This is a genomic window from Nonomuraea sp. NPDC047529 (assembly GCF_040642995.1).
In the GTDB taxonomy this organism is placed as follows: Bacteria; Actinomycetota; Actinomycetes; order Streptosporangiales; family Streptosporangiaceae; genus Nonomuraea.
Genome location: NZ_JBEYTJ010000050.1, coordinates 36,645 through 56,838 on the forward strand (window position 1 = coordinate 36,645; position 20,194 = coordinate 56,838).

Sequence of the window (20,194 nt, forward strand, 5' to 3'; positions counted from 1 at the left end):
ATTATGAGAAGACGCGACGTAAAGCTAGAGTTCGCGTAGTCCTACCGTCAAGGGGCCTTATGAGAAGTCTCGGTGTTACCAACGACACCGCCCTGCTGCGCCGCCTCAACACGCGCGCCACCCTGCACGCCCTGCGCCAGGGCGGGCCGCAGACGCTGACCCAGCTCGCACGCGCCGCCGGCCTGTCGCGGCAGACGGCTGAGGTGGCGCTGTCCGACCTGACCGAGCGGGGGCTCGCGGAGGAGGCCGCGCCGACCGAAGGCAGGGCCGGGCGGCCCGCCCGCCGCTTCAGGTTCAGGTCCGAGGCCGGTCACGTCGTCGGCCTGGACGTGGGGCCGCGGCGGATTCTCGCCATGCTGGCCGACCTCGACGGCGACGTGATCGAGGAGCGGCGGCTCGACGTGGACGAGCACCTGCCCGCCGCCGAACGCCTCGCGCTGGCCGAGCGGGCCGCCACCGCGTGCGTGGAGGCGGCTGAGCTGGCCCGCGGAGGCGTGTGGGCGGCCACGGCGGGCACCTCGGGCGTCGTGGACCGGTCCGGCCGGGTGTCGGTCTCGCACCTCATCCCCGGCTGGACCGGGCTCGACCTCGGCGGCCTGGTGGGGCGATGGTTCGGCTGCCCGGGGTTCGCGGCCAACGACGCCAACCTGGCGGCCGTCGCCGAGCACTGGCGGGGGAGCGCGCGGCACGTCGAGGACCTCGTCTACGTGTTGTCCGGGTACCGGGCCGGGCACGGCCTGCTGCTCGACGGCCGGTTGCGTACCGGCCGCACCGGGAGCGCCGGCGAGCTGGGCAGGCTGCCGCTGACCGGCTGGGAGGACTCCTCCGTCGTGCTCGCCGAGGCGGGACGGGACGCCGAGGAGGTCTTCCGGGCGGCGCGGGCGGGCGACGAGCGGGCGCTCGCGGTGGTGGACCGGCTCGCGCACGGGCTCGCGCGCGGCGCGTCCGCGCTCGTCCTCGTGGTGGACCCCGAGCTGGTCGTCGTGGGCGGTGGGTTCTCGCGCGCGGGCGAGTTGCTACTCGGGCGCATGCGGGCGCATCTGGCCCAGATGTGCCTGAACCCTCCCGAGGTCACGCTGTCCACGTTCGGCGAGGAGAGCATCGCGCTCGGCGCGGTGCGCATGGCGTTGGACCACGTCGATCGGGAACGGCTCGGGCTGTGACCGGAGGAGGCGGCCCGCCGTGCCCTCAAAGGTTGTGCTCGCGGCCGTCTTCGCCCTGGTCACAGGCGTCAACGACGAGCCCCTTGGCGCGGCCCTCATTTGTCTGGGAAGCGTCCGGACACGGTGGGCGGGGAGATGCCGGTGCGGCCGGCGAAGCCACTGCGCGATCCGGCGGTGGTGCCGGCCACCGCGCCGCTGGCCGAGCAGCATGTCACAGCAGCACTGTGACGCGAGTGGCGTAGCGTCATCGACGTGGACGTCGTCACTGTGCTTGACCCGCCGAACACGCTCACCACGGGTGGGCGGAACCTCCGCTGCAGGCAGTAGGACGAGAGGTGACCTTGAGCGGTGCAGTCGACAGCACGATGTTCGCAGCCCTGCATGGCGAACTGACGCCTTACCCATGGCGAGAGCCGACTCCGGCTCCCGACGCCTACAGTCTTTTCGTTGCTCGATCGTCGGCGATGGGGTGGCTCATCGAGCCGACCGGAGAGCACTGCGGCCTGTGGGGGATGAATGACGCCGGGTTCGATTCTTCTGCCGGTCCCCGGCACTCCCGGGCTGCCTGGTTCCAGGTGTCGCTGCCGACGCCGACCGCGATCGATCGGCCGCTGCCGGTCCAGCCGTTCCTGGCCTGCGCAGAAAGCGTCGCCGCCCGCGTGGGCGTGCTGCATCTGAAGGCCGTCCAGGTTTTGCTGCCGGTGCAGAGCCTGGCTTCGCCCGAAGGCGAGTCCCAGCGCACGGGCGCCGTAGTGCGACTTCTGCAGGAGATCGGCTGGTTCGGCGACCTCCCTCCGCAGGAGAGAACAGGCGTACGAGTGACGTTGGACGGCGGACAGAACCCGACGATCCGGTCAGTGGCGCCAGACATGCTCGGATGGTTGCGAGAGCTGAAACACGATGTGTTCGGCGACTTCTTTCTCACCGACAAGCCCGTCATGCTGCGCCCCGCCATCACCGATGAGTTGTGGCGAGGGCCGGCCCGGCACAGCGTAACCATCGACGGCACCTTGGCCGAGTGGTCGCTGGACGGACTCGGTTGGCTGGCCGCGCTTCTCGCCGAAGCGGGCCGCCATCATCGGCTCGACTCCCCGCTCATGCTGTCAGCGGCTCCCATCCTCGATTCGGTATCCGCCCCGTAACGTCGAGCGTCTCGTACCGCACGACCGCGTCGAACGCCGGCAGCGCGACCGCCATGTCAGAGGCATGGGTGGCCGGGGCAGCTCGGGGCCCAGCCGAGGATGGCCGGTCAGCACCGCCTGGCTCAGCGCCGGGTAGCGCCGCCGTACCTCGGGTGGGACGAGATTGGTGCCGCCACCCAGTACCGGGCGCCGCCGTCGGCCGCGATCAGCGCGTCACGGACGTCCGCCGCGTCCAGCGCCGGCGCGGGGCCGTCCGGGGACACGTCGGCGGTGACCGCGCCGGGCCGGCCCGCCGCGTGCTCGGCCAGCATCCCGACCGCCGAGCAGAGCTGCCCGGACGTGCGGTATCCGCATGGGAAACCGTCGAGCGCGATGAACGCCCGCTGCAGCGGCGGCAGCTCGCCCTCACCGGCCGGCCCTTCGACGATCGTGACCGCGGCGCCCTCGGCGGTCACCGCCGGCGTCAGGCAGGCCACCACCCGCCGGCCGTCGAGCAGCACGGTCTTCATGGAGGCGACGGCGGCGGTTTCGTACTGATCTGCCCTGACGGCTACGTCGCCCTCGCAGGTGGCACCTGGGAGGACCATTCCGTGTCCGAACACCTCAACCGCGTGGTCGGCGATCGGGCGCATGACCACGAGAGCGCCTGCGGCTCCAATCCCTCGACGGTGCCTCCGAAGCCGCGGCTGCGGGTGACCGAAAACGCAGCCCCTTCCTTATCCGAGTGGCCCTGACATGGGCCTTTGACCTCAACTTAGGTTGAGCTGATGGGATGTTCGCCGTCGTCCGCAGAATCAGAGGGAGCGAACACCATGGACACCACGGCCACCGGCTCATCCCGACATCCGACCGCGACGAACCGGCCGCCGCGGTTGACGCTTCCGGTGGTGTTGGTCGGCGTCGTCATCGTGGCGATGTCCATCTCGGGGACCGCGGTCGCGCTGCCGAGCATCGGCCGCGACCTCGGCGCCTCGGGAGCCTCGCTGAACTGGGTCGTCGCCGGATACAACCTGGCCTTCGCGGCGATGACCCTCATCGCGGGGTCGGCCGCCGCCGGGTGTTCATCGTCGCGGCGCTGGTGTTCGCGGCCGGATTCCTGGTGACGGCGCTGAGTCCGTCGATCGTCGTCATCGACGTCGCCCGCATCGTCTCCGGCGCCGGCGGAGCAGGGATCATGGCTGCCGGTGGAGCCATACTCGCCTCCAGCTACGACGGCGCGGCCCGCAACCGGGCCTTCGCGCTGATGGGGACCATGGCCGGCATCGGCATCGCCATCGGCCCCACCCTGTCGGGGCTACTGATAGACGCCACGGGCTGGCGGGGCGGCTTCGCGGTCTACACCGTCGTCAGCCTGCTGGTGAGCCTGGGGGCCACCCGTGCCCGCGAGTCCCGGGCGGACGTCAGCGGCCCGGTCGACCGGGCAGGCAGCGCCCTGTTCGTCGCCGCGCTGTCGCTGCTGATGTTCGCGCTGCTGGAGGCACCCGCCCTCGGCTGGCTGCACCCGGTCATCCTGATCGCCGAGATCGCCGGCCTGGCCGGGCTGGCCCTGTTCGGCGTCATGCAGCGACGCAGCCCCGCTCCGGTGCTGGCCCCTGCCCTGGTCGCCAACCGAGGCTTCCTGGGCTGGAGCCTCGCGACCCTGACCACCTCGATCGGCTTCCTCGGCGTTCTGGTCTTCCTGCCGACATACCTGCAGTCGGCGGCGGAGCTGTCCCCCTCGGCCGCTGGGGCGGCGATGCTGCTGCTGACCGCGCCCGTACTGGTCGTGCCCATGGTGGCGGTGACGCTGGTGAACAAGGGGATGTCGCCTCGCCTGCTGATCATGATCGCTCTGACACTGGTCGTGGCCGGGAACCTGTGGCTGACGGCGCTGAACGCCGACCATGCGGTCACGGTCGTCGCGGCCCCGATGGTGATGATCGGCATCGGCATGGGCGCCTCCTTCGGCATCACCGACGGCCAGGCAATGTCCCTGGTCCTGGCCGAGGCTGTCGGCATGGCGGCCGGATTCCTCAACACCCTGCGTGGAGCGGCAGAGGCACTCGTGATCGCCGCGTTCGGCGCCTCCCTGGCCGGCCTCCTCTCCGTGAAGCTGGGCGACACCTCACGTGCCGCCGCGGTCGGCGCAGGACGCCTCACCCCTGGGGCCGAGGCCGAGGAACTCGACGCGTTCACCTGGTCCTGGCAACTGACCCAGCTCGGGATCGGGCTGCTCTGCCTCCTACTGTCGGTCATCGTGATCGTCCTGATCCGTGGCCGCGCCGCGACGCCCGGAGAAACCACCTGACCACCCCGCCGTCTCGATCGCGACGAAGGAGAGTGACCATGCGCGCCAGCCCGGAGGACCACCTGACGATCGGCGAGGTCATCCGCCGGACCGGCGTGCCGGCCTCCGCGCTGCACTTCTACGAACGCAAGGGTTTGATCATCAGCGAACGCGGTGCCGGCGGCCAGCGGGTCTTCTCCCGGCACATGCTGCGCCGGATCTCCCTGATCATCGTGGCCAAACGCCTGCACATCCCGCTGTCGGACGTCGCCGAGGTCTTCACCACCCTGCCTGCCGACCGTGCCCCCACCCACAAGGACTGGCAGCGCGTCTCCCGCATCTGGAAGAAGCAACTCGAGGAACGCCGCCGCGCCATCGAGAACCTCGAACAGGAACTCATCGGCTGCATCGGCTGCGGTTGCCTGTCGATGAAAGCATGCCTGCTCCTCAACCCCGACGACGCCCTCGAAGGGCAGGGGCCCGGCCCGGTACGACTCCAACAGCCCGAATACGTGCGGGGAGCGCTGCCACGACCAGGCACACCCTGAAGGGTGTCAAAAGCCAGGCCCGAGGCGTTGACCTGCGCATTTGTGACGGTACCTCGTCGGTTGGCCAGTGCGCTGGTACTCGTTGATCAGCCCGCCGAGGATGTGGCGGCGCTTGATCTCGTTGAGCACGGTGCGAAGGTGTCGTTGGCCGGAGATCAGCAGTCGGTCGGTGCATTCCGTGCGTGTGGTGCGGACCCATCGCTCGGCGAACGCGTTCGCGCGAGGCGCCCGCGGCGGGATCTTCAGCACGTGAATGCTGTTGCTGGTGAACTTCGTGTCCCGATCTCGAAGCAGGAACCGGACCGTGTTGGCCCCGTGGTCCAGATTGACGAGAAGGTTACGGGTTTGCTGGGTGACCCGTGCGCCATCAGGGTGTGCGGTCATGCCGAGCACGTGCACGAACCGGGGTGCCGGTCTCCACCACGAAGAAGACGTACAACCGGCGCGGCGTGACGGTGTCCACGCGAAGAAATCACAAGCCGGCGTGCTCGCGGCCTGGGCGCGGACGAAATCACGCCAACGGTCATCGGCACGTCGCGGCGCCGGACCCAGGCGCGCCCGTGCCAGTACTTGGCGGATCTGCGCCTGCCGGAAATTCCATCCACGCAGGTCAAGCCGCTTGTGAGTATTCGTGGAGAACGCCGCCGAGCCGGTCTCGTCGGCGTACGTTCAGATCGGTGATTCGCGCTGGGGCCGTGATCGGATCGGGGACGGTGCGCGGCGGGGCTGCTTGGTTCAGGGCTGGATGGGCCCGGTGCCGCTTGTAGAAGTGTTCGTACTCGCGCAGGGCGTGCCGAAGGTGGCGTTCGTTCCCGATCAGGCAGCGGTCGAGAAGCTCGTGCCGGCACGACTGCACCCACTGCTCCGTGATCGAGTTCATCCGCGGCATCCGAATACCAGTGAGCACCGTCGTGATGCCGCTTTCGGCGAGGGCCTCGTTCATGAGAACCGGAAACTTCCCATCTCGATCTCGGGTCAGGAAGCGTGCCCGGCAGCCCGCGTCGTTCAGGTCCATCACCAGATTCTTGATCGCTTGGATGACCCGGTCGGCGCTTGGGTGAGAGGTGGTGCCGAGCAAGCGGATCCGTCTGGTGGTGTGCTCGATGACGGCCAGGATGTACTGGCGCTGCCCGTTCAAGGTGATGGTTTCGAATGAAATCACAGGCCGGCAGGGCGTCGGCTTGCGAGCGCAGGCAGTCCGCCCGCGTGGTGGACGCCCGCTCGGGTGCCGGATCAAGCCCTGCCTGCTTGAGGCTCTCCCGCACTGTGGACGGCGCGACCTTGATACCCAGTGTGGCGAGCTCACGGTGGACCCGCCGGTAGTCCCAGCGGAGGTTCTCCCGAACCAGACGCAGGATGAGGGCACGGATGGAGCGGACGGTGGGTGGACGGCCAGGCCGCTTCGGCCGACAGGTACGAGCGTGACGACGTCTCATCAGATCGCGATGCCGGCGCAAGACGGTGTCCGGGCGGATGAGCAGCCGTAGCCGGCGGAGGACCTCGCAGGGCAGCGAGGTCAGGAGCGCGGCGAGGAAGGCTCGGTCCTCGGGCGCGAATCGCACTCTGGTGTCGGCGCCGAGTTGGCGTTCAAGGACGGTGATCTGGTGGCGCTGGGCGGGGATCTCGATGTCCTTGTCCCGATCGCCCATGGGGGCGACCGCAGCGCGGTGAACGCGTTCGTGACGGTGTGATGGGCCAGACGAAGCGGCAGGCGCAGTGATGCCAGAGAATATTCGCACCGGAATTTCGCTGCTGATAAGTATCGCTCTGGCCCGCGGTTGAGGGCCAGGAAGCGGTGTTTGTGCGTTGACGTCGTCTCGACGAGTTCGAATGTCGTTCCACAAAGAGAGGGCTGGCGACTACCAGTTGGCCGGTGTCGAACTTGGAATCGAGATGCAAGACTGCGGTCACTTGAGCATAGCCGGCCATCCAACCTGCCATCTGTGATGCAAGCGCATCCACGAACCTCTCGGTGGGCTCATTTCGCTTCAGTTCGTGCTGGAGGATCTCGCCAGGGGTCCGTTGAATCGGTAAGCTTAGGTCGAGATCGCGTAGTGTTTGGCCAGCGTACTTTGCTGGGTCTATGAACGGTGACAGGTTCGCGGTTTCATTGATTATCCGTTCGCGAATTGCCTCGTTCTCCTCCTCGGCGATGGTAGCTAGCCATTCGGCGAAAGCTGGGCCATGGGAGAAGCTGAACGAGGTTTCGGGAACGTCGGCGGCGCCGACGAGATGAGCAGGTGACCCATGAAGGAGCAGACGCGTAACCGTCGGAGAATCAGGGGGTGTCGGCTCCCAAAAGAAGAGCATGGCGCGAGATTGCCCATGCCCGTCCTCCCATCGTCGAAACTTGTAACTGATGCGTGCCTCAAACTTCATCCATTGGCCAGGCTTAAGTGCCTCGTCTAAATATGATGCAAGAGGTCGATGGGCTCGCTCAATATGGCGGATGACTTGAGCAAGACTGAGGTGGCGGACTGAGGTGCCGTTGGCCAGCGAGACACTTGCCTCTCCCAACCCAAATGGACCTTTGATCGCCAGGCCGGTGATCCGGTGCCACCAGCCACTCGCGGATCTTCTTGGACTGAACTGCCTGAGCTTCCGCTCTGACACGTAGACAAGCTCCCGCATGGACCAATCATGGCACCAGTTCGAATCCTGCGGCGGCTGGAAAACGATGGCCCTTCGATGGCTCAACCACGGTGGAGGGCGCAACAGCGCCAAGGTCCAGTAACAGCTTGGAGCTGGGCATGGGAGGTCGGTTGCGCTTCTCGGATCAATGGCGGCACTGGTACTGGTCTGCGGGCGGCCATGAGGCGGAGTGGCCGGCTCATACCGACAAGATCATTCCTGAGCGGAGTCGGCGTGCGGCAGCTGCCTTGACCCGTGGTGGGGCCGCGGGCCGTCGAGGTGGGCCGTCCCGACTTGCGAGAACTGCCCGGTGCAGGGCGGCGGGCGGGCGCCCGCACCCGTGGCGCCGTCTGTCGGGTAACGGCCAAGCCGGCCAACGATGAGGGCCCGCGCCCGCTCGGTGACGAACCCTCATGCGTCACCGACTCAGTTGTCCGGTGAGGGGTTCGGATTGACTAGTTCCCCGTGCCATGTGCCGCCCCAGCAGAAATCACCGGAGAGCGGCGCATTCCGGACTTGTCCACCTCCCGCCATGCACTGGCTCGGGGTGACGTCCTCGGGGTCGGGGAAGGGGGTGGCGCCGGCGGCCGACGCCGCGCCGAGCAGCAGCGCAGCGGCTGCCGCCGGGACGGCGACGAGCTTGAGAATCGGACCCGGACTGGTATCCCGGTCGCCGGCCCAGTTCTTCGCCTGACGGCTCCGCGCCGGGAACCGTGTGGTCGGTGGCCCGGCCGGACGCCTACCCACCGAGCATCACCAGTTCGATGTCCTCCAGGTATTCGGGGTCGGCGAGCAGGCCGACGTGTGTGATCCGGTCGTTCGCGATGGTGAAGGCGAAGACGATCCGTGGCCGTCCACCGGGCGCCCACACCAGACCCGGCGCCCCGTCGATGAGCGCGAGCTCGGCGGCCTGAGCCCGGCCGGCGAAGGTCTCGGCCACGCCGTCCGCCCCTCGTACCAGCCTCGACGCGCCGGAGAGCACGGCGGTGCGGTCCGCGCTGATCTCCACGTCGGGGTCGAGCAGCGCGAGCAGGGCCGCGAAGTCACCGTCACGGGACGCGGCCCGGAAGGCGGCGACGATCTCCCGCTGTCTGACGGAGTCGGTCCCGGCCTCCGGGGCCGCCGGGTGCTGTACGCGCCGGCGGGCGCGGCTGGCCAGTTGCCGGGCCGCGGCCGGCGAACGGTTCACGATCAAGGCGATCTCGCCGAACGGCACGGCGAACATGTCGTGCAGGACGAACGCGATTCGTTCCGCCGGCGCGAGCATGTCGAGCACCACCAGCAGAGCCAGGCCGACCGAATCGGCGACGACCACCTCGTGCTCCGGATCGTCCGTCCCGCGAAGGCCGGCCATCGGGTCCGGACCGGAGACGCGTAGCGGCTCCTCGCGGCGCGTCCGGCGATCGCGCAGCATGCTCAGTGCCACCCGTGCGACGATCGTGGTGAGCCAGCCCGGCACGTTCCGAACGTCCTCCACGCCGGCGCGGCTGAGCCGTAGCCATGCCTCCTGGAGCGCGTCGTCGGCCTCGCTCGCCGAGCCGAGCAGCCGGTAGGCCACCGCCCACAGATGGTCGCGATGCTGCTGGAACCAACCGGCCAGCAGGTCCTTCTCCTCCATGACGCCGTCCCTCTCGTGCTGTCTGTAACAGATGACGGAAACGACCGCGCAGATGTGACAGGCGGCGCGCTGTCACAACCTCCCCTCGCGGCGAGTCATCAGGGCGGAAGTCCAGCCGATGAAGCGGAGAAACACATGCAGACACGGATGAAGAATCCCGCCGCCGTCCTGCCGACGGCGATGGCGCCCATCCAGGAGCTCTTCAAGGCCGCCCGTACGGGCGGCGTGCCGGAGACCACGCTGGGGCTGGTGCACCTGCGCGCCAGCCAGATCAACGGTTGCGGCCCCTGCGTGGAGTCGGGGGTCCGTAGCGCCAGGAAGAGCGGCGAGAGCGACGAGCGGACGGGGCTGGTCGTCGCCTGGCGGGAGACGCCGTACTTCACCGACGCCGAGCGGGCCGCGCTGGCTCTCACCGAGGCCGCCACCCGGCTCGCCGACCGCAGCGACCCGGTCCCCGACGACATCTGGGACGAGGTGGCCCGGCATTACGACGAGGCGGGACTGGCCGCGATCATCCTGATGGCCGCGGTCACGAACCTGGCGAACCGGCTCAACGTCACCACCCGGCAGCTCGCCGGCCAGAAGTGGGGCTGAGTCGCATGGCGAACACGACGGAGGGCTCATGACCGCACGTACCTGGCCGCGACGGCTCGCCACAGTCCTCTACTGGTATCTGGCCGCGTCGTTCTTCATCGGCTTCGTCACCAAGTTCTGGCCTGGGCCGACCTTCTTCGGTCCGGCCTACGCGGAGAAGTTCGTCGACTGGGGCTGGCCGCCGTGGATGCGGTTCGTGGTCGGCGCCCTGGAGCTCGCCTTCGGGCTGATGATGCTCGTCCCGCGGCGGCGGGTCAGGTTCGTCGGCGCGGCGGGGCTGGTGTTCGTGCTGATCGGCGCGGTGACGACCCACCTCATCGACGTCGCCCCCTTGTATGAGGAGGTGTCGGCGCCGCTGCACCTGATCATCATGATCGGCGTGGCGCTGGCGAACTGGCCGGCGGACTGGCGGGACCTTCTCCACCCCCTCGACGACCGGAGCGTCCGCGCGGCGCCGGGCCCGCCGGTGGGACGGGCGTCGACCGTTCGGTAGGAGAAACCGGCATGGCCATGATCAGACACGTGATCATGGCCGTGCCGGCTTCAGCGCGTCACTGGCGTGGTGCTTCCGTCGCGGGAGGGCTGGAGGTCGACGATGACCTCGTAGATGCTGGGCCGCGCGGTGATGTGCAGGCCGGGGTCATTGAGCAGCCGCTGCGCGCTCTCCTGCCATTCGGGTCTGGCCAGCGCCTCTTCGAGCCGCCTCCCGCTCTCCCAGTGGGCCACGTTGACGAACCGCAGCTCGGCGTCGTCGATCAACGATCGGTGCAGCCGCGCCCGGACGAATCCCGGCTGTCTTGCCATGATCTCGGCGTTCTCCATCCACAGCGGCAGGAACGTCTCCGACTCCTCCACCGGGACGGTGAAGGCGTTGATCATGGTGATCGGCTCGTCGACCGGCGTTTCGGTACGGGTGATCGGAACTTCATTCACGATTTCTCCCTTGTGATCGGTGAGGAGAGGGTCAGTTCGCCATGCCGATGACCTGCTCGACCGTTTCCGGCCGGTCGAGCACCGCAAGCATGGCGTGGGCCACGTCGGCGCGTGAGACGTACCGGCCGCCCGGCACGTTCTGTCCCACCGCCGTCCGGTAAGCGCCGGTCACCGGCTTGTCGGTCAGTTGCACCGGCCGGAGCACCGTCCAGTCCAGGCCGCTGTCGCGCACGTCGTCCTCCATGACGGCCAGGTCGAGGTACTGCGGACGGAGCGCGGCCTTGACGATCGGATACACCACGTAGCGCAGGAACGGCCCGTCGCCGGGGTCGTGCCGGGGCGGGTTGGGGCGGCCGGGAGAGGGGGTGGTGCCCACCGGGGCGGCGCTCACCACGACCAGCCGACGGGTCCCGGCGACCTGCATCGCCGCGAGGATCGCCTTGGTGCCCTTGGAAGCCACCCCGGCCGCGGCGTTGTTCGGCGGGCCGAGCGCCGACAGAACGACATCGGCTCCTTCGACGGCAGGCAGCAGCGTCGTGACGTCGGCCGTGGCCAGATCGGCGGCACGCACGACGCGGACCGGCTTCCCGTCCAGCTTGGCCGGACTCCGTACGACGGCCGTGACGTCGTGCCCCTTGGCCAGAGCCTGGTCGAGCAGCTGCCGGCCGACGCCGCCACTGGCGCCGAAGACGGTGAGTTTCATGGACGATTCCCTCCGGGTTCGTGAAAGGGGGTTGCCGAGGCAGGCGATCCCTGCGCGTGGGCGGCGGCCGGCGGGACAGCCTCGAAGACGCCCCAGTCGCTGACATATACGGACACCCACTTGCTCGCGTTTCGTCTTCGCCTGTACGACGACGCGGGCACGGCGAAGGTGACGACTCTCGCGAGGTGTCGGCGGCCGAGCCCGTTCCGTCGCCTCCATGACCCGGCGCACGGCGAGAATGTGACAGCGGGAGTGGCCACATTCGTCGGATCTCGGGAGTCATGGTCATGACCAGCAGACGACCAAGCAGGCCGGCCGATGGTGCATGACCTACGAGCGATGCTGGACGCGATCGGCTATGTGACCCGGTACCGGATCGAGTGGCGGGCCCCGCCGGTCGACTTCCCACCACATGAGGCGGTGTATGCGTTCTTCCTGCGCTGGTCGCGGCGTGGTCTGCCCGAGCGGCTGGCCGGGAGGTTGCGGGGGTTGCGCCTGCTGGCTCAACGGGCAGAAGCGGCATGTCGTGGTGGATACCCTCGGGCTGCTGTTGTGCGTGATGGTCACCGCCGCGTCCGTGCAGGACCGCGACGGCGCATCCGGTCCTGTCGCTGCTGCGCCGGAAGTTCTCCACCATCACGCTGGTCTGGGCTGATGGCGGCTACGCCGGACGGCTGCAGGTCTGAACCCGGCAGATCCTCGGCCTGGCCGTCACGATCGTCAAGCGCAGCGACGACCTGCGAGGCTTCGTGGTGCTGCCCCGCAGGCGGGTGGTGGAAAGGACGTTTGCCTGGCTGGTCCGCTACCGCCGCCTGGTGCGTATCTATGAACGCTCGGGAGGGCGGCCGCGGGCGTGGTGAACGTCCTGGCCGTACGGGCGCTGGCGGTGATCGGCGAGAGCCACGTGCTGTGGCCGTATCTGGAGCCCGGGTTCCGGCCGGCGTTGGAGAGCGGCGTGCTGTCGGGAGTGGAGATCATGGTCCGCCCCTGGGACGACAGCGGCCACGCCCGAGGCGCCGCCACCCTGGCCCTGTCGGCCACGGTCGCCGCCCGCTGACCGGCGGCTCCTTCTCCGCGTCCGGCGCGCGGACCCGAGCGCCGGGTCTACTCCTCCGGCTCCCAGGCGCGGAGCAGGTCAAGCAGCCCTGCGTCTCCGTCAACGTGCAAGGAGCCGGCCGGGATACGGTCGTACAAGTAGAGGACCAGTTCACTGGCCGTGCCATGGATGGAGGCGCCGGCTGCGTCCGATTCCTCGCCGGTCGCGGCAGCGGGCGCGGGGATGCGGGTAGAGCGTGCGCCGTCGCCGTCGACCGTGAGGCGCCAGGAGCGGCCCTCGGCGGCGTGGAAGTCGAAGGCCGTGGGCCTGTGCGGCCAGGCGCTGGGCGTCGCGACACAGGTGAACAGGAACTCCTCGACACCGTCGAGGGCGACCTCGGCCGGCACCGGCTGCGGGGCGTCCGCGGCGAGCTGGGCGTCGTACGTGTGCACCGCGCTCTCCTGAACCCTGTGCCGGGCGACTCCGCCGGAGGTCCGTGGCGTCTGCAGGGCACTCCACCACGCCCAGCAGCCGGCGTCCGGGCCCGCCTCCCGCAGGACGCCCAGCAGAAGTTGCGTCGACTCCTTCAGCCAGGCCAGCAGGGCCTCGCGCTCCCGCGGCACTTCCAGAGCGGCGCGCGCGGCGGTGGCTTCGGCAGGGGGAGCGTCGGCAGGACCCGCGCCGACGATGGCGGCCCAGAAACGGTCTCCCCCACCCAGGTGCTTCACCAGATCAAACAGCTTCCACTCGGGGCAGGTCGGCACCTGTGCGTCGAGACTGGGTGCGGCGGCGACCGCGGCCCGGAAGGCGGTCGACCGTTCATGGATCAGTCGCAGCAGGTCAGGGAACTCAAGAGTCTTTTCCACGCGGGATGTCTATCACCGTCGATTCCGAGACCGGTAAGCGGAGCGGTCCACTCAATGCGCACGAGGTCGAAGTGCTGTCCCATCCTGGCTCTGCGTGAGCAGGACCGTCGACGCGCGGTCTACCGGAAGCGGTAGTCGGGCCGGTCGAAGGTGTGCACGTGGTCGTTGCCCAGCACCTTGCCGGCCGCTTCCAGGACGGCCTTCGGAGTGTCCCTGGTGAAGTACGCCTCCGCGTTGACACCACGGGACTCCGCCGCCCGCTGCAGATGCGTGAGGTCGCCGATGGTCTTCGACAGATTCTCAGCCTTGGCGGGGCCGCCGACCTGGATCAGCTCCCCTTTGGGCCCCAGCACGTCGACCTTGGCGACGCCACCCTGGCCGTTGGGCAGGGTGTAGCGGATCTCGGTGTCCTTCAGGGCACCGCCTTCACTGATCGAGGCGGCCCGGTTGTCCCTGGCCAGGCTGCCGCCGGTGAGGTCGGCGACCGCCTTCTCGTTCTGGAAGCCCTTCGCGGCACTCATCTCGCCCGCGCTGGGGCCTGCCATCGAGCGTACGGTCGAGGGAGCCTCCGGCTTGTAGGCTCCCTGCCTCGGTTCGTACGTCTGGGCCGGTCGCGGCTCGTAGCCGCGTGAGACCTCGGGCGCGGGCTTGACCAGCCCTTCGGAGGCTGAGCCCGGCCTTCCCCCTGCCATGCCTCCGGCGACTCCGGACACGAAGTCCTTGCGAACGGCTTCCTGCCCGGCCTTGGAGGCGGCCTCGACCTTGGACTCGGGCCCCACCCGGCCTTCGGTGACGTACCGGCCGGCCTGGTATTCATGCGGGACCAGGACATTGCCGATGACGGTCGGTTCCTTGGTGTCTCTCGTGGGCAGCGCCTTCTTGCTCTCCAGTTCCTGCTCCACCTGCCGGGGCGAGATCTTGGCGGGGTCGAGAGGGCCGCGGCCGAGTTCCATGACGAGCTGGGAGTAGCTCTTGCCGGACCGCTGTTCGAGGTCGGCTCGGATCTGGGACTCGGTCCGTCCGTCCGGGCCCGGGGTTTCCGGTTTGCCGGCCTTCTCGCCGGTCTTGCCGGGGCCGCCGGTTTCTGGGCCCTTGCCCGGCGTACCGGCGTCCTTCGGCTGGCTCACGCGCGGATCGGCGGTCTGCGTCGCATCTGCCGGAGAGGTGCCTTTGGAGGAGGTGGCCTCCGGGCCGCTCATGCCATCGGCGCCGGTGGGCTGCTGTTCGCCGCACAGCTGTACGGCGTTCTCCGAGACCGGACCCCGCTGGACCGCGTCATCCCACTGCGCAGGTTCGTTCAGTTTGCCGGGCAGCGTACGGTTCTCCGGGCTCGCCAGCCCTCCGGCGTTCCCGGAGGCGTGACTCGGCGTGTCAGGCAGGTCGGGACGATCACGATCGTCGGGCCCGGAGGCGGACTGTTCGCGGCCCTCCGGCTTGGGCTGCTCGGTGGTCGATTCGCGGGAGTTCAGGCTGGGCCGTTCGGAGCTGGCCGCGCTCTCCGTCCCTTCCGGTTTGTCGGTGGAGTGTTGGGTCTGCTCGAGATCTCGTTCCGACATGGCCGCTCCTCCTATCCCGTGCCGAGTTCCTTCTTGCGGAAGGAGTCGATCTGTTCGGGGTTCGCCGACGCCTCGGCGGGGCGGGCCGCCAGCCCCGGCTCGGGCACCTGGGTGGAGGTGTCCGACTTGTCGGGAAGGGAGATGGCCCCTTCCTTTGACTCGTGCTGCTCGTGGTCGGAGCCTGGGGTGCCGCGCTCGCACAGGTACTCGAATCCCAGCGTCTTCTGCTCGAAACCTTGCGGTGCGTCAAGGCGGGCCCCCAGGTCGATGCCCTCACCGAACTGCGTCTTCGACGACCCCGCCGCGAGCATGGAGTTTCCCGATGCTTTCTCGGCTGATATGTCGGCTTCGCCGCCAGTTCCGATGCCGAGGCCCGCGGTTTTGCCTCCACTGGAGCAGAACTTCTGCCCCTCTTTGAGCTGTGCGCCGGCCGCGTCGTAGGCGCGCCGCATCACCGCCGCGGCCTCGCTCGCCCCTGGCGCGCCCGATGCCTCCAGCGCATTGGCGGCCAGTTCCATGACCTCCCTGCTGGACTGTTCCAACCCCTCCAGGACGGCGGCAGCATCGCTACCCCCGCCCCGGGGCCGGCCGGCCATCACAGACCCGCCTCCTCGATCACCCTGGCCACGATGCGCCGGCCGCTGCGTGGAGCCTTGCGGCGGTCGTCGGCGAGCATCTGCTGCTCGAAGCACAGGCACACCCTGCGGGCCGCCGTGTCCAGTGCCGTTCTGGCCGGTTCCGGCAGCTCATCGGAGGGGAATTCGATCAGTTCGTACGCGGCGTCCTGACAGACCTCCCAGGTGCGGCGCCGCCGCTTGTCCTCCGAGACGGCGTCGATGCTGTCGGCCTCCAGCCATCCGGGCTGATAGCGGCCGCTGTTGACCAGATCGGCGACCGCCGAGCGGTACAGGCACAGGGCCGGGTCCTGGGTGCACACCAGATGACAGGCCGGGTACGGCTCGCCCTGTCGGGCATGCAGGCGGTGGGCCGTCTGCTGCAGCGCGCCGATGAGCGCGGCCTCGTCGCGGCCCTGGTTGTCGAGCCGGTCCAGCAGGACGGCGCGCAGCCGGTCACGCAACTCGGCCGTGTCACTGTAGGACCAGGCGCGCTGGGCTCCGCGCCGGGTGGCCAGCCAGTCGGTCCCGTGCCCGGCGAACGCCCGCAGCAGCGCGTCGGCGGGAACGGTGGGCGGGCGCCGGGCGCCAAGGGTGGAGACGAGGTCGTCCCACAGGCGGTCCAGGGCGCCCGCCTCGTCGATGACGGAGGTGACGAGTCGGGAGGTGACACGCTGGACGTACTCGTCGCCGGCCAGCAGCCGGGCGGTGTCGCACGTCGCCGGATCGGCGCACGTCTCGGCGCAGAACGGCCGCGGCAGGAAGAGCGCGGCCAGCGAGCCTTCCTGCCGCCAGCGCGCCATGTGCTGCTGCACCCGGTCGTCCGGCGGGGGCTGCGGCGACAGCGGGTCCTTCACCAGCGGCATTCGTACCAGCAGGGGCGCGTCGTCGCCCCGCCGAAGACGGCGGCCTCGCCGGTCTGAAGGGTGATCAGGGCCTTGGCCTGCTGTTCGTCCATCGCCATGGCTCCGGCCAGCGCAGTACGGTCATCGGCTGCGATGATGCGATGCGCGATCTTCAGGTTGGTGTTCTTGATCACGTCGGGCGCCAGCCGGACCGGCACCTGGTCGGCGATGACGACCCCCTGGCCGTAGGCGCGGATCTCCGACAGCAGGTTGGAGAAGGTCTCCACGGCCTGACCACGCGGGTTGCCCGACTCCTCCGAACTGTCCGTGCGCACGTTGGCCAGCAGCCGGTGTGCTTCCTCCACGACCAGGAGGTGCACCAGATCCTGGCACTGGCCTCGGGCGCGGCGATGCTCGGCCAGGCGGATCAGCAGCAGCCCGGTGACGAACGCCTTGTCCCCCTCGTCGCCCAGAGCGTCGAGTTCGACCACGGTCGGCCGGTCGAACAGCACCTCGGGCGGCAAGGACCGGGCCACGTCGAGCATCGCGCCCTTGGCGCCGTGGCGCAGCGACTCCAGGCGGGTGAGCAGGGCGGCGCGCATGTCGCCGGCGATGCGGTCCTCGTAGCCCAGTGCGGGGATGACCTCGCCGACCTTGGGGAAGGCGTCGTGCGTCCCGGTCAGCTCGCCGAGCCGGATGTTGGCGTTGGTACGCAGATCCCAGCCCCGGTCGACGTACACCTCGTGCAGGCACCGTTCAAGGATCTGGGGGAGCGGGGTCCACATCCCGAAGGCCGCGTTGAACACGGCCCTCAGCAGGTCGAGATGCTCGCTGACGGTGGTGCCCGCCGGCACCTCGAACGGGTTGAGGACGAACGGCGCGACGGTGGCCTTGCCGGCGGTGAAGATCTGCACGTCCCGGCCGAGAGCGGGATGGTCGATCAGAGCGCGGTACTCCGTCTTGGCGGGTTCGATCACCATGAACGGAATGCCCTGCGCGCCCGCTTCCACCAGCAGGCCCATGATGGTGTTGGTCTTGCCCGAACCGGTGGTGCCCGGGACGAAGACGTGGCGGGTGAGCGAGCGCAGCGGCATCGTGTAGGCGCCGCCCATCGGCTGACGATGCTGGAGCACCTGCCCCAGGGGCACCTGCGGCTCCCCGCTGTCGACCCGCGGGACCACCGTGTCGAAACGTGCCGCTCGGGTGATCGCGAAGCCGGGCGTCTCCAGGTTCGGCAGGTGCACGTATGCCGACAGCTGCGCCGAGCTCAGCAAGGTCTGTGCTCCGTAGGGGTGCTGGTAAAGGTTGGGTCCAGGCTGCTCGGGGGCGTCGGGCAGCGCCCAGCGGGCTCCCAGCTCGGCGGCCAGGGGGTGCGGGATCGTACGCACCGGCTCGGGGATGGACCTGATGCCCGAGTGCACCGCCCGCCATGCGGCGGCCAGGGCGGTCAGGTCGCCGGAGGCGGCACCGAACAGGTACACGGCCGTGCGCCAGCCGCCACGGGCCTGCGCGTCGGAGAGTGCGTCCAGGCGCGCTTGCAGCATGCTCAGGTAGTGCTCGGCCAGCGGGCTGCTGATGCCCGCCGCATCCACGGCCACGGCGACCGCCCGCATCTCGTTGAGCACCCGGTTCCGGTCGGCGCCGAGCGTGTCGGCATCGACCGGCGTGGCGAGCACGAGAGCGGCCCACCGCAGGCCGATCATCGACCGCACCAGCCGGTCGATCGGCAGCCCTCCGTCCCTGGGGTCCACCGTGGCCGGGCTGGGCACGCCGAGCACGAGCGCGCCATGGTCCAGCCGTGGTGTGGCGACCCCGGCGGCGTTGATGCTCAAGGCTGGGTAGCAGCCGTCCAGGACGGCCAGCAGCATGGCCTGCCGTGCCTCGGCTGCCGCCTCGACCGCGGTGTCGTCCGCCGCTCCCGGCCCGTCGCCGGCCCGGGTGCCCATCCGCACGGACACGTCGTCGCCGTGACCGTCCAGCAGGAACGCCACCGGCGTGCCCGCGCCGGCCAGGCCGACCAGGAGAGGCAGCGTGGGAAGGGTGAAGCCGGGCTCGGGAGCCCGCTTGCCGTCCGGCGGCGAGAGGTCCGGCTCCGGTACCGATTCACGCACCGGCTGCCCGGTTCCGGCGATGTGGACGAGGCGGCGCGCGGCCAGGGGCGCCATGCTTCCCGTGGCGCCGGGCAGTGGTGGCATGAGCCGCACCCGCTGGAGATAGTCGACGGCGGCCGTGCTCACAGGATCGACGGTCATGACAGCTCCGGTGGCCATGGAGATGAACACATGGAGATGACGCTGCTGAGGATGATCGTGACAATGATCACGAAGAAGGTGATGACCACGACGGCCACGACGATGCGCAGCCGGCGATAGGACTTGGCGCGGACGCGGGCGTTGGTGGTGAGGTTGGCGACCTCCTCGACTCGTAGCGTGCCTTCGCGCCACTTACCCTCGACGGTGACGTGGTCGCCGTTGCTCAGAGCGCCCACGAAGGACAGGCCCGTCATCTCCACGGGGATCGGGGTCAGGCGGTTGCCGCTCGGGTCGTACCGTTCGATACGGAAGTGCCAGATTTCTTCTTCGATATCGGTGTTTCCCAGCGACCGATCCCGGCGTTGCTGGAAGTCGCGGACAATGCCGGTGAACCGGGCGGTCTGACCGGCTTGACCTCCCGCCGGGGCGGGCATGTCGCGGGCCGGCGTGGAAGGTACCGCCGGTTGCGGCGCCGGCGCTGGTGCCTGGGGCCGCGCCGGTGCTGATGCGTGGAGCGGCGTGGGGGGTGCGGGCGGGGGTGGGCGCTGCTGGGCGATCGTGGGCTTGGCACACGCGGGACAGCGCTCCGCGTCCGATGGGACCGGTTCGCCGCAGGAGTGGCATGGGCGGGTCAGCGCCGCTCGGCAGCGTTCGCAGTATGCCGAGTCGGCGAGGCTCTCGTACCCACAAGATCGGCAGTGCATTGTTCCCCCAGGTCAAGGATAGCCCGTGCCTCTTGGGAGGGTCACGTCCACTCCTTCTTGGACAGGCTGCCTTGGGTACGTCGTTCCATGGAGGCGCGGGTGCGGGGGGCCCAGTGCAGGGGGACCGGGACGATCGGTCGAGGGCGCCTGCTTGGCTGCGCGGGCACGTGGCCCAGGTGGTGGCGGTCCGGTCGGGAGACGGATCAATGTCGTGCGAGTTGAGGGTCTCCCACACGGTGGAAGCGGCAAGCTTGAGACCGGGCGCGGCCGGCTCATCGTGAATGCGCCGGTAGCCCCACGAGACGTTCTCTCATGCCGGCCGCAACACCAGCAAGCGGCGTCCACGCCCGCGAGTCGCGCTGTTCGTCGGCAGGCGGTGAAGCAGCGCAGCGAGAGGGGAGCCGATCAGTCGGCGTGAACGCGGGCTTGGTCACCTGCCGTCGCATCACCATCAGCTGGTGCCGCGACACCAAGATTTCGATTTCCTTGTCACGATCGGTTCGGGGGAGCAGCCCCAGGAAGGAGAAGGCGGTCGTGACCGTGAGGTCAAGCGCAATAACGTGATCGACCCGCCATCCACGAGATCGCCCGTTTGAAGGCGGGCGAACATCCACATCGACCCGCACGGCCCTCACGACATCGACCACCACGCGATCCTGACCAGCCACCGCTGAACTGCCTCGCCTCGCCCCGGGGCCCTGGCCTTACCCGGCGTTACTCGCG

The 20,194-nt window shown here is 69.3% G+C and carries 21 protein-coding genes and 3 pseudogenes; 9 read left to right on the forward strand and 15 right to left on the reverse strand.

The features are described from left to right. Nucleotides 1-59: 59 nt before the first annotated feature. Both ABZ815_RS45995 and ABZ815_RS46000 read left to right on the forward strand, forming a co-directional pair. The gene (locus ABZ815_RS45995; RefSeq protein ID WP_357708141.1) at nucleotides 60-1,163 is read left to right on the forward strand and encodes an ROK family protein; all 1,104 of its coding nucleotides are present in this window, start codon (nucleotides 60-62) and stop codon (nucleotides 1,161-1,163) included. Nucleotides 1,164-1,498: 335 nt separating this feature from the next. Next, entirely contained in the window at nucleotides 1,499-2,305 is an 807-nt protein-coding gene (locus tag ABZ815_RS46000; protein WP_357708142.1) for a hypothetical protein, read from the forward strand. Nucleotides 2,306-2,427: 122 nt separating this feature from the next. On the opposite strand, the gene ABZ815_RS46005 is transcribed toward ABZ815_RS46000, so the two are convergent. Next, a complete protein-coding gene (locus tag ABZ815_RS46005; RefSeq protein WP_357708144.1) occupies nucleotides 2,428-2,814 on the reverse strand; it encodes a 2Fe-2S iron-sulfur cluster-binding protein in 387 nt (128 codons plus the stop codon). 303 nt (nucleotides 2,815-3,117) lie between these two features. Between ABZ815_RS46005 and ABZ815_RS46010 the strand changes: the two genes are divergently transcribed. From ABZ815_RS46010 to soxR, 3 genes are read left to right on the forward strand one after another with little or no spacing between them, the layout of a single operon-like run. Then, nucleotides 3,118-3,408 carry a hypothetical protein gene (locus ABZ815_RS46010; protein ID WP_357708145.1) on the forward strand — a complete coding sequence of 97 codons (291 nt, stop codon included), beginning with the start codon at nucleotides 3,118-3,120 and terminating at the stop codon, nucleotides 3,406-3,408. Further along, nucleotides 3,363-4,592 (forward strand): MFS transporter, encoded by a 1,230-nt coding sequence (locus ABZ815_RS46015; protein WP_357708146.1) that lies wholly within the window; start codon nucleotides 3,363-3,365, stop codon nucleotides 4,590-4,592. The genes ABZ815_RS46010 and ABZ815_RS46015 overlap by 46 nt, the downstream gene beginning before the upstream one ends. A gap of 38 nt (nucleotides 4,593-4,630) precedes the next feature. Beyond that, nucleotides 4,631-5,119 carry a redox-sensitive transcriptional activator SoxR gene (soxR, locus tag ABZ815_RS46020; protein ID WP_357708147.1) on the forward strand — a complete coding sequence of 163 codons (489 nt, stop codon included), beginning with the start codon at nucleotides 4,631-4,633 and terminating at the stop codon, nucleotides 5,117-5,119. Between the two features lie 6 nt (nucleotides 5,120-5,125). On the opposite strand, the gene ABZ815_RS46025 is transcribed toward soxR, so the two are convergent. The 4 genes and pseudogenes from ABZ815_RS46025 to ABZ815_RS46040 all read right to left on the reverse strand — a co-directional run bounded on the left by ABZ815_RS46025 (nucleotide 5,126) and on the right by ABZ815_RS46040 (nucleotide 9,368). Next, complete coding sequence (locus tag ABZ815_RS46025) at nucleotides 5,126-5,512, reverse strand: hypothetical protein (protein WP_357708149.1); 387 nt, start codon at nucleotides 5,510-5,512, stop codon at nucleotides 5,126-5,128. Nucleotides 5,513-5,729: 217 nt separating this feature from the next. Further along, nucleotides 5,730-6,281, reverse strand: coding sequence for a hypothetical protein (locus ABZ815_RS46030; protein ID WP_357708150.1), 552 nt, complete (start codon nucleotides 6,279-6,281; stop codon nucleotides 5,730-5,732). An 836-nt stretch (nucleotides 6,282-7,117) separates the two neighbouring features. Then, nucleotides 7,118-7,750, reverse strand: a pseudogene (locus ABZ815_RS46035) (SAVMC3_10250 family protein); the annotation flags it as partial. Between the two features lie 739 nt (nucleotides 7,751-8,489). Then, the gene (locus ABZ815_RS46040) at nucleotides 8,490-9,368 is read right to left on the reverse strand and encodes a sigma-70 family RNA polymerase sigma factor (protein WP_357708151.1); all 879 of its coding nucleotides are present in this window, start codon (nucleotides 9,366-9,368) and stop codon (nucleotides 8,490-8,492) included. Nucleotides 9,369-9,503: 135 nt separating this feature from the next. On the opposite strand from ABZ815_RS46040, the gene ABZ815_RS46045 reads away from it, so the two are divergent. Together ABZ815_RS46045 and ABZ815_RS46050 are read left to right on the forward strand one after the other, a co-directional pair. Then, nucleotides 9,504-9,962, forward strand: coding sequence for a carboxymuconolactone decarboxylase family protein (locus ABZ815_RS46045; protein WP_357708153.1), 459 nt, complete (start codon nucleotides 9,504-9,506; stop codon nucleotides 9,960-9,962). Nucleotides 9,963-9,990: 28 nt separating this feature from the next. Next, nucleotides 9,991-10,455 (forward strand): DoxX family protein, encoded by a 465-nt coding sequence (locus ABZ815_RS46050; protein WP_357708155.1) that lies wholly within the window; start codon nucleotides 9,991-9,993, stop codon nucleotides 10,453-10,455. Between the two features lie 50 nt (nucleotides 10,456-10,505). Here the strand turns inward: ABZ815_RS46050 and ABZ815_RS46055 are convergent, their stop codons facing one another. Together ABZ815_RS46055 and ABZ815_RS46060 are read right to left on the reverse strand one after the other, a co-directional pair. Further along, nucleotides 10,506-10,895, reverse strand: a complete 390-nt coding sequence (locus ABZ815_RS46055) for an antibiotic biosynthesis monooxygenase family protein (RefSeq protein ID WP_357708156.1) — start codon at nucleotides 10,893-10,895, stop codon at nucleotides 10,506-10,508. Between the two features lie 31 nt (nucleotides 10,896-10,926). After that, nucleotides 10,927-11,598: an NAD(P)H-binding protein gene (locus ABZ815_RS46060; RefSeq protein WP_357708157.1), complete on the reverse strand. Its 672-nt coding sequence runs from the start codon at nucleotides 11,596-11,598 to the stop codon at nucleotides 10,927-10,929. A gap of 339 nt (nucleotides 11,599-11,937) precedes the next feature. Between ABZ815_RS46060 and ABZ815_RS46065 the strand changes: the two are divergent. Together ABZ815_RS46065 and ABZ815_RS46070 are read left to right on the forward strand one after the other, a co-directional pair. Beyond that, nucleotides 11,938-12,211, forward strand: a pseudogene (locus tag ABZ815_RS46065) (transposase); the annotation flags it as partial. 240 nt (nucleotides 12,212-12,451) lie between these two features. Further along, nucleotides 12,452-12,655 carry a hypothetical protein gene (locus tag ABZ815_RS46070; protein ID WP_357708158.1) on the forward strand — a complete coding sequence of 68 codons (204 nt, stop codon included), beginning with the start codon at nucleotides 12,452-12,454 and terminating at the stop codon, nucleotides 12,653-12,655. Between the two features lie 47 nt (nucleotides 12,656-12,702). Here ABZ815_RS46070 and ABZ815_RS46075 read toward each other — a convergent pair whose 3' ends face one another. The 8 genes and pseudogenes from ABZ815_RS46075 to ABZ815_RS46110 form a co-directional block, all read right to left on the reverse strand. Then, entirely contained in the window at nucleotides 12,703-13,500 is a 798-nt protein-coding gene (locus ABZ815_RS46075; RefSeq protein ID WP_357708159.1) for a maleylpyruvate isomerase family mycothiol-dependent enzyme, read from the reverse strand. Between the two features lie 119 nt (nucleotides 13,501-13,619). Further along, nucleotides 13,620-15,056 carry a hypothetical protein gene (locus ABZ815_RS46080; protein ID WP_357708160.1) on the reverse strand — a complete coding sequence of 479 codons (1,437 nt, stop codon included), beginning with the start codon at nucleotides 15,054-15,056 and terminating at the stop codon, nucleotides 13,620-13,622. Nucleotides 15,057-15,067: 11 nt separating this feature from the next. Further along, nucleotides 15,068-15,574 (reverse strand): hypothetical protein, encoded by a 507-nt coding sequence (locus ABZ815_RS46085; protein WP_357708162.1) that lies wholly within the window; start codon nucleotides 15,572-15,574, stop codon nucleotides 15,068-15,070. 77 nt (nucleotides 15,575-15,651) lie between these two features. Continuing rightward, nucleotides 15,652-16,536 carry a hypothetical protein gene (locus ABZ815_RS46090; protein ID WP_357708164.1) on the reverse strand — a complete coding sequence of 295 codons (885 nt, stop codon included), beginning with the start codon at nucleotides 16,534-16,536 and terminating at the stop codon, nucleotides 15,652-15,654. Further along, nucleotides 16,524-18,767: a DUF87 domain-containing protein gene (locus ABZ815_RS46095; RefSeq protein ID WP_357708165.1), complete on the reverse strand. Its 2,244-nt coding sequence runs from the start codon at nucleotides 18,765-18,767 to the stop codon at nucleotides 16,524-16,526. Before ABZ815_RS46095 ends, ABZ815_RS46090 begins: the two co-directional genes overlap by 13 nt. After that, a complete protein-coding gene (locus tag ABZ815_RS46100; RefSeq protein WP_357708187.1) occupies nucleotides 18,764-19,201 on the reverse strand; it encodes a hypothetical protein in 438 nt (145 codons plus the stop codon). Before ABZ815_RS46100 ends, ABZ815_RS46095 begins: the two co-directional genes overlap by 4 nt. Before the next feature lie 147 nt (nucleotides 19,202-19,348). Continuing rightward, nucleotides 19,349-19,471: pseudogene (locus ABZ815_RS46105) on the reverse strand (zinc ribbon domain-containing protein); the annotation flags it as partial. A gap of 272 nt (nucleotides 19,472-19,743) precedes the next feature. Beyond that, complete coding sequence (locus ABZ815_RS46110; protein WP_357708166.1) at nucleotides 19,744-20,118, reverse strand: hypothetical protein; 375 nt, start codon at nucleotides 20,116-20,118, stop codon at nucleotides 19,744-19,746. Nucleotides 20,119-20,194: the final 76 nt, after the last annotated feature.

Bases quoted from the DNA above. Each gene is read 5' to 3' on its own strand.
- ABZ815_RS46040 (WP_357708151.1), bottom strand. From the start codon at position 9,368: ATGGAGGAGAAGGACCTGCTGGCCGGTTGGTTCCAGCAGCATCGCGAC.
- ABZ815_RS45995 (WP_357708141.1), top strand. From the start codon at position 60: ATGAGAAGTCTCGGTGTTACCAACGACACCGCCCTGCTGCGCCGCCTC.
- soxR (WP_357708147.1), top strand. From the start codon at position 4,631: ATGCGCGCCAGCCCGGAGGACCACCTGACGATCGGCGAGGTCATCCGC.
- ABZ815_RS46050 (WP_357708155.1), top strand. From the start codon at position 9,991: ATGACCGCACGTACCTGGCCGCGACGGCTCGCCACAGTCCTCTACTGG.
- ABZ815_RS46085 (WP_357708162.1), bottom strand. From the start codon at position 15,574: ATGGAACTGGCCGCCAATGCGCTGGAGGCATCGGGCGCGCCAGGGGCG.
- ABZ815_RS46045 (WP_357708153.1), top strand. From the start codon at position 9,504: ATGCAGACACGGATGAAGAATCCCGCCGCCGTCCTGCCGACGGCGATG.
- ABZ815_RS46005 (WP_357708144.1), bottom strand. From the start codon at position 2,814: ATGAAGACCGTGCTGCTCGACGGCCGGCGGGTGGTGGCCTGCCTGACG.
- ABZ815_RS46060 (WP_357708157.1), bottom strand. From the start codon at position 11,598: ATGAAACTCACCGTCTTCGGCGCCAGTGGCGGCGTCGGCCGGCAGCTG.
- ABZ815_RS46095 (WP_357708165.1), bottom strand. From the start codon at position 18,767: ATGACCGTCGATCCTGTGAGCACGGCCGCCGTCGACTATCTCCAGCGG.
- ABZ815_RS46090 (WP_357708164.1), bottom strand. From the start codon at position 16,536: ATGCCGCTGGTGAAGGACCCGCTGTCGCCGCAGCCCCCGCCGGACGAC.
- ABZ815_RS46010 (WP_357708145.1), top strand. From the start codon at position 3,118: ATGGACACCACGGCCACCGGCTCATCCCGACATCCGACCGCGACGAAC.
- ABZ815_RS46100 (WP_357708187.1), bottom strand. From the start codon at position 19,201: ATGCCCGCCCCGGCGGGAGGTCAAGCCGGTCAGACCGCCCGGTTCACC.
- ABZ815_RS46080 (WP_357708160.1), bottom strand. From the start codon at position 15,056: ATGTCGGAACGAGATCTCGAGCAGACCCAACACTCCACCGACAAACCG.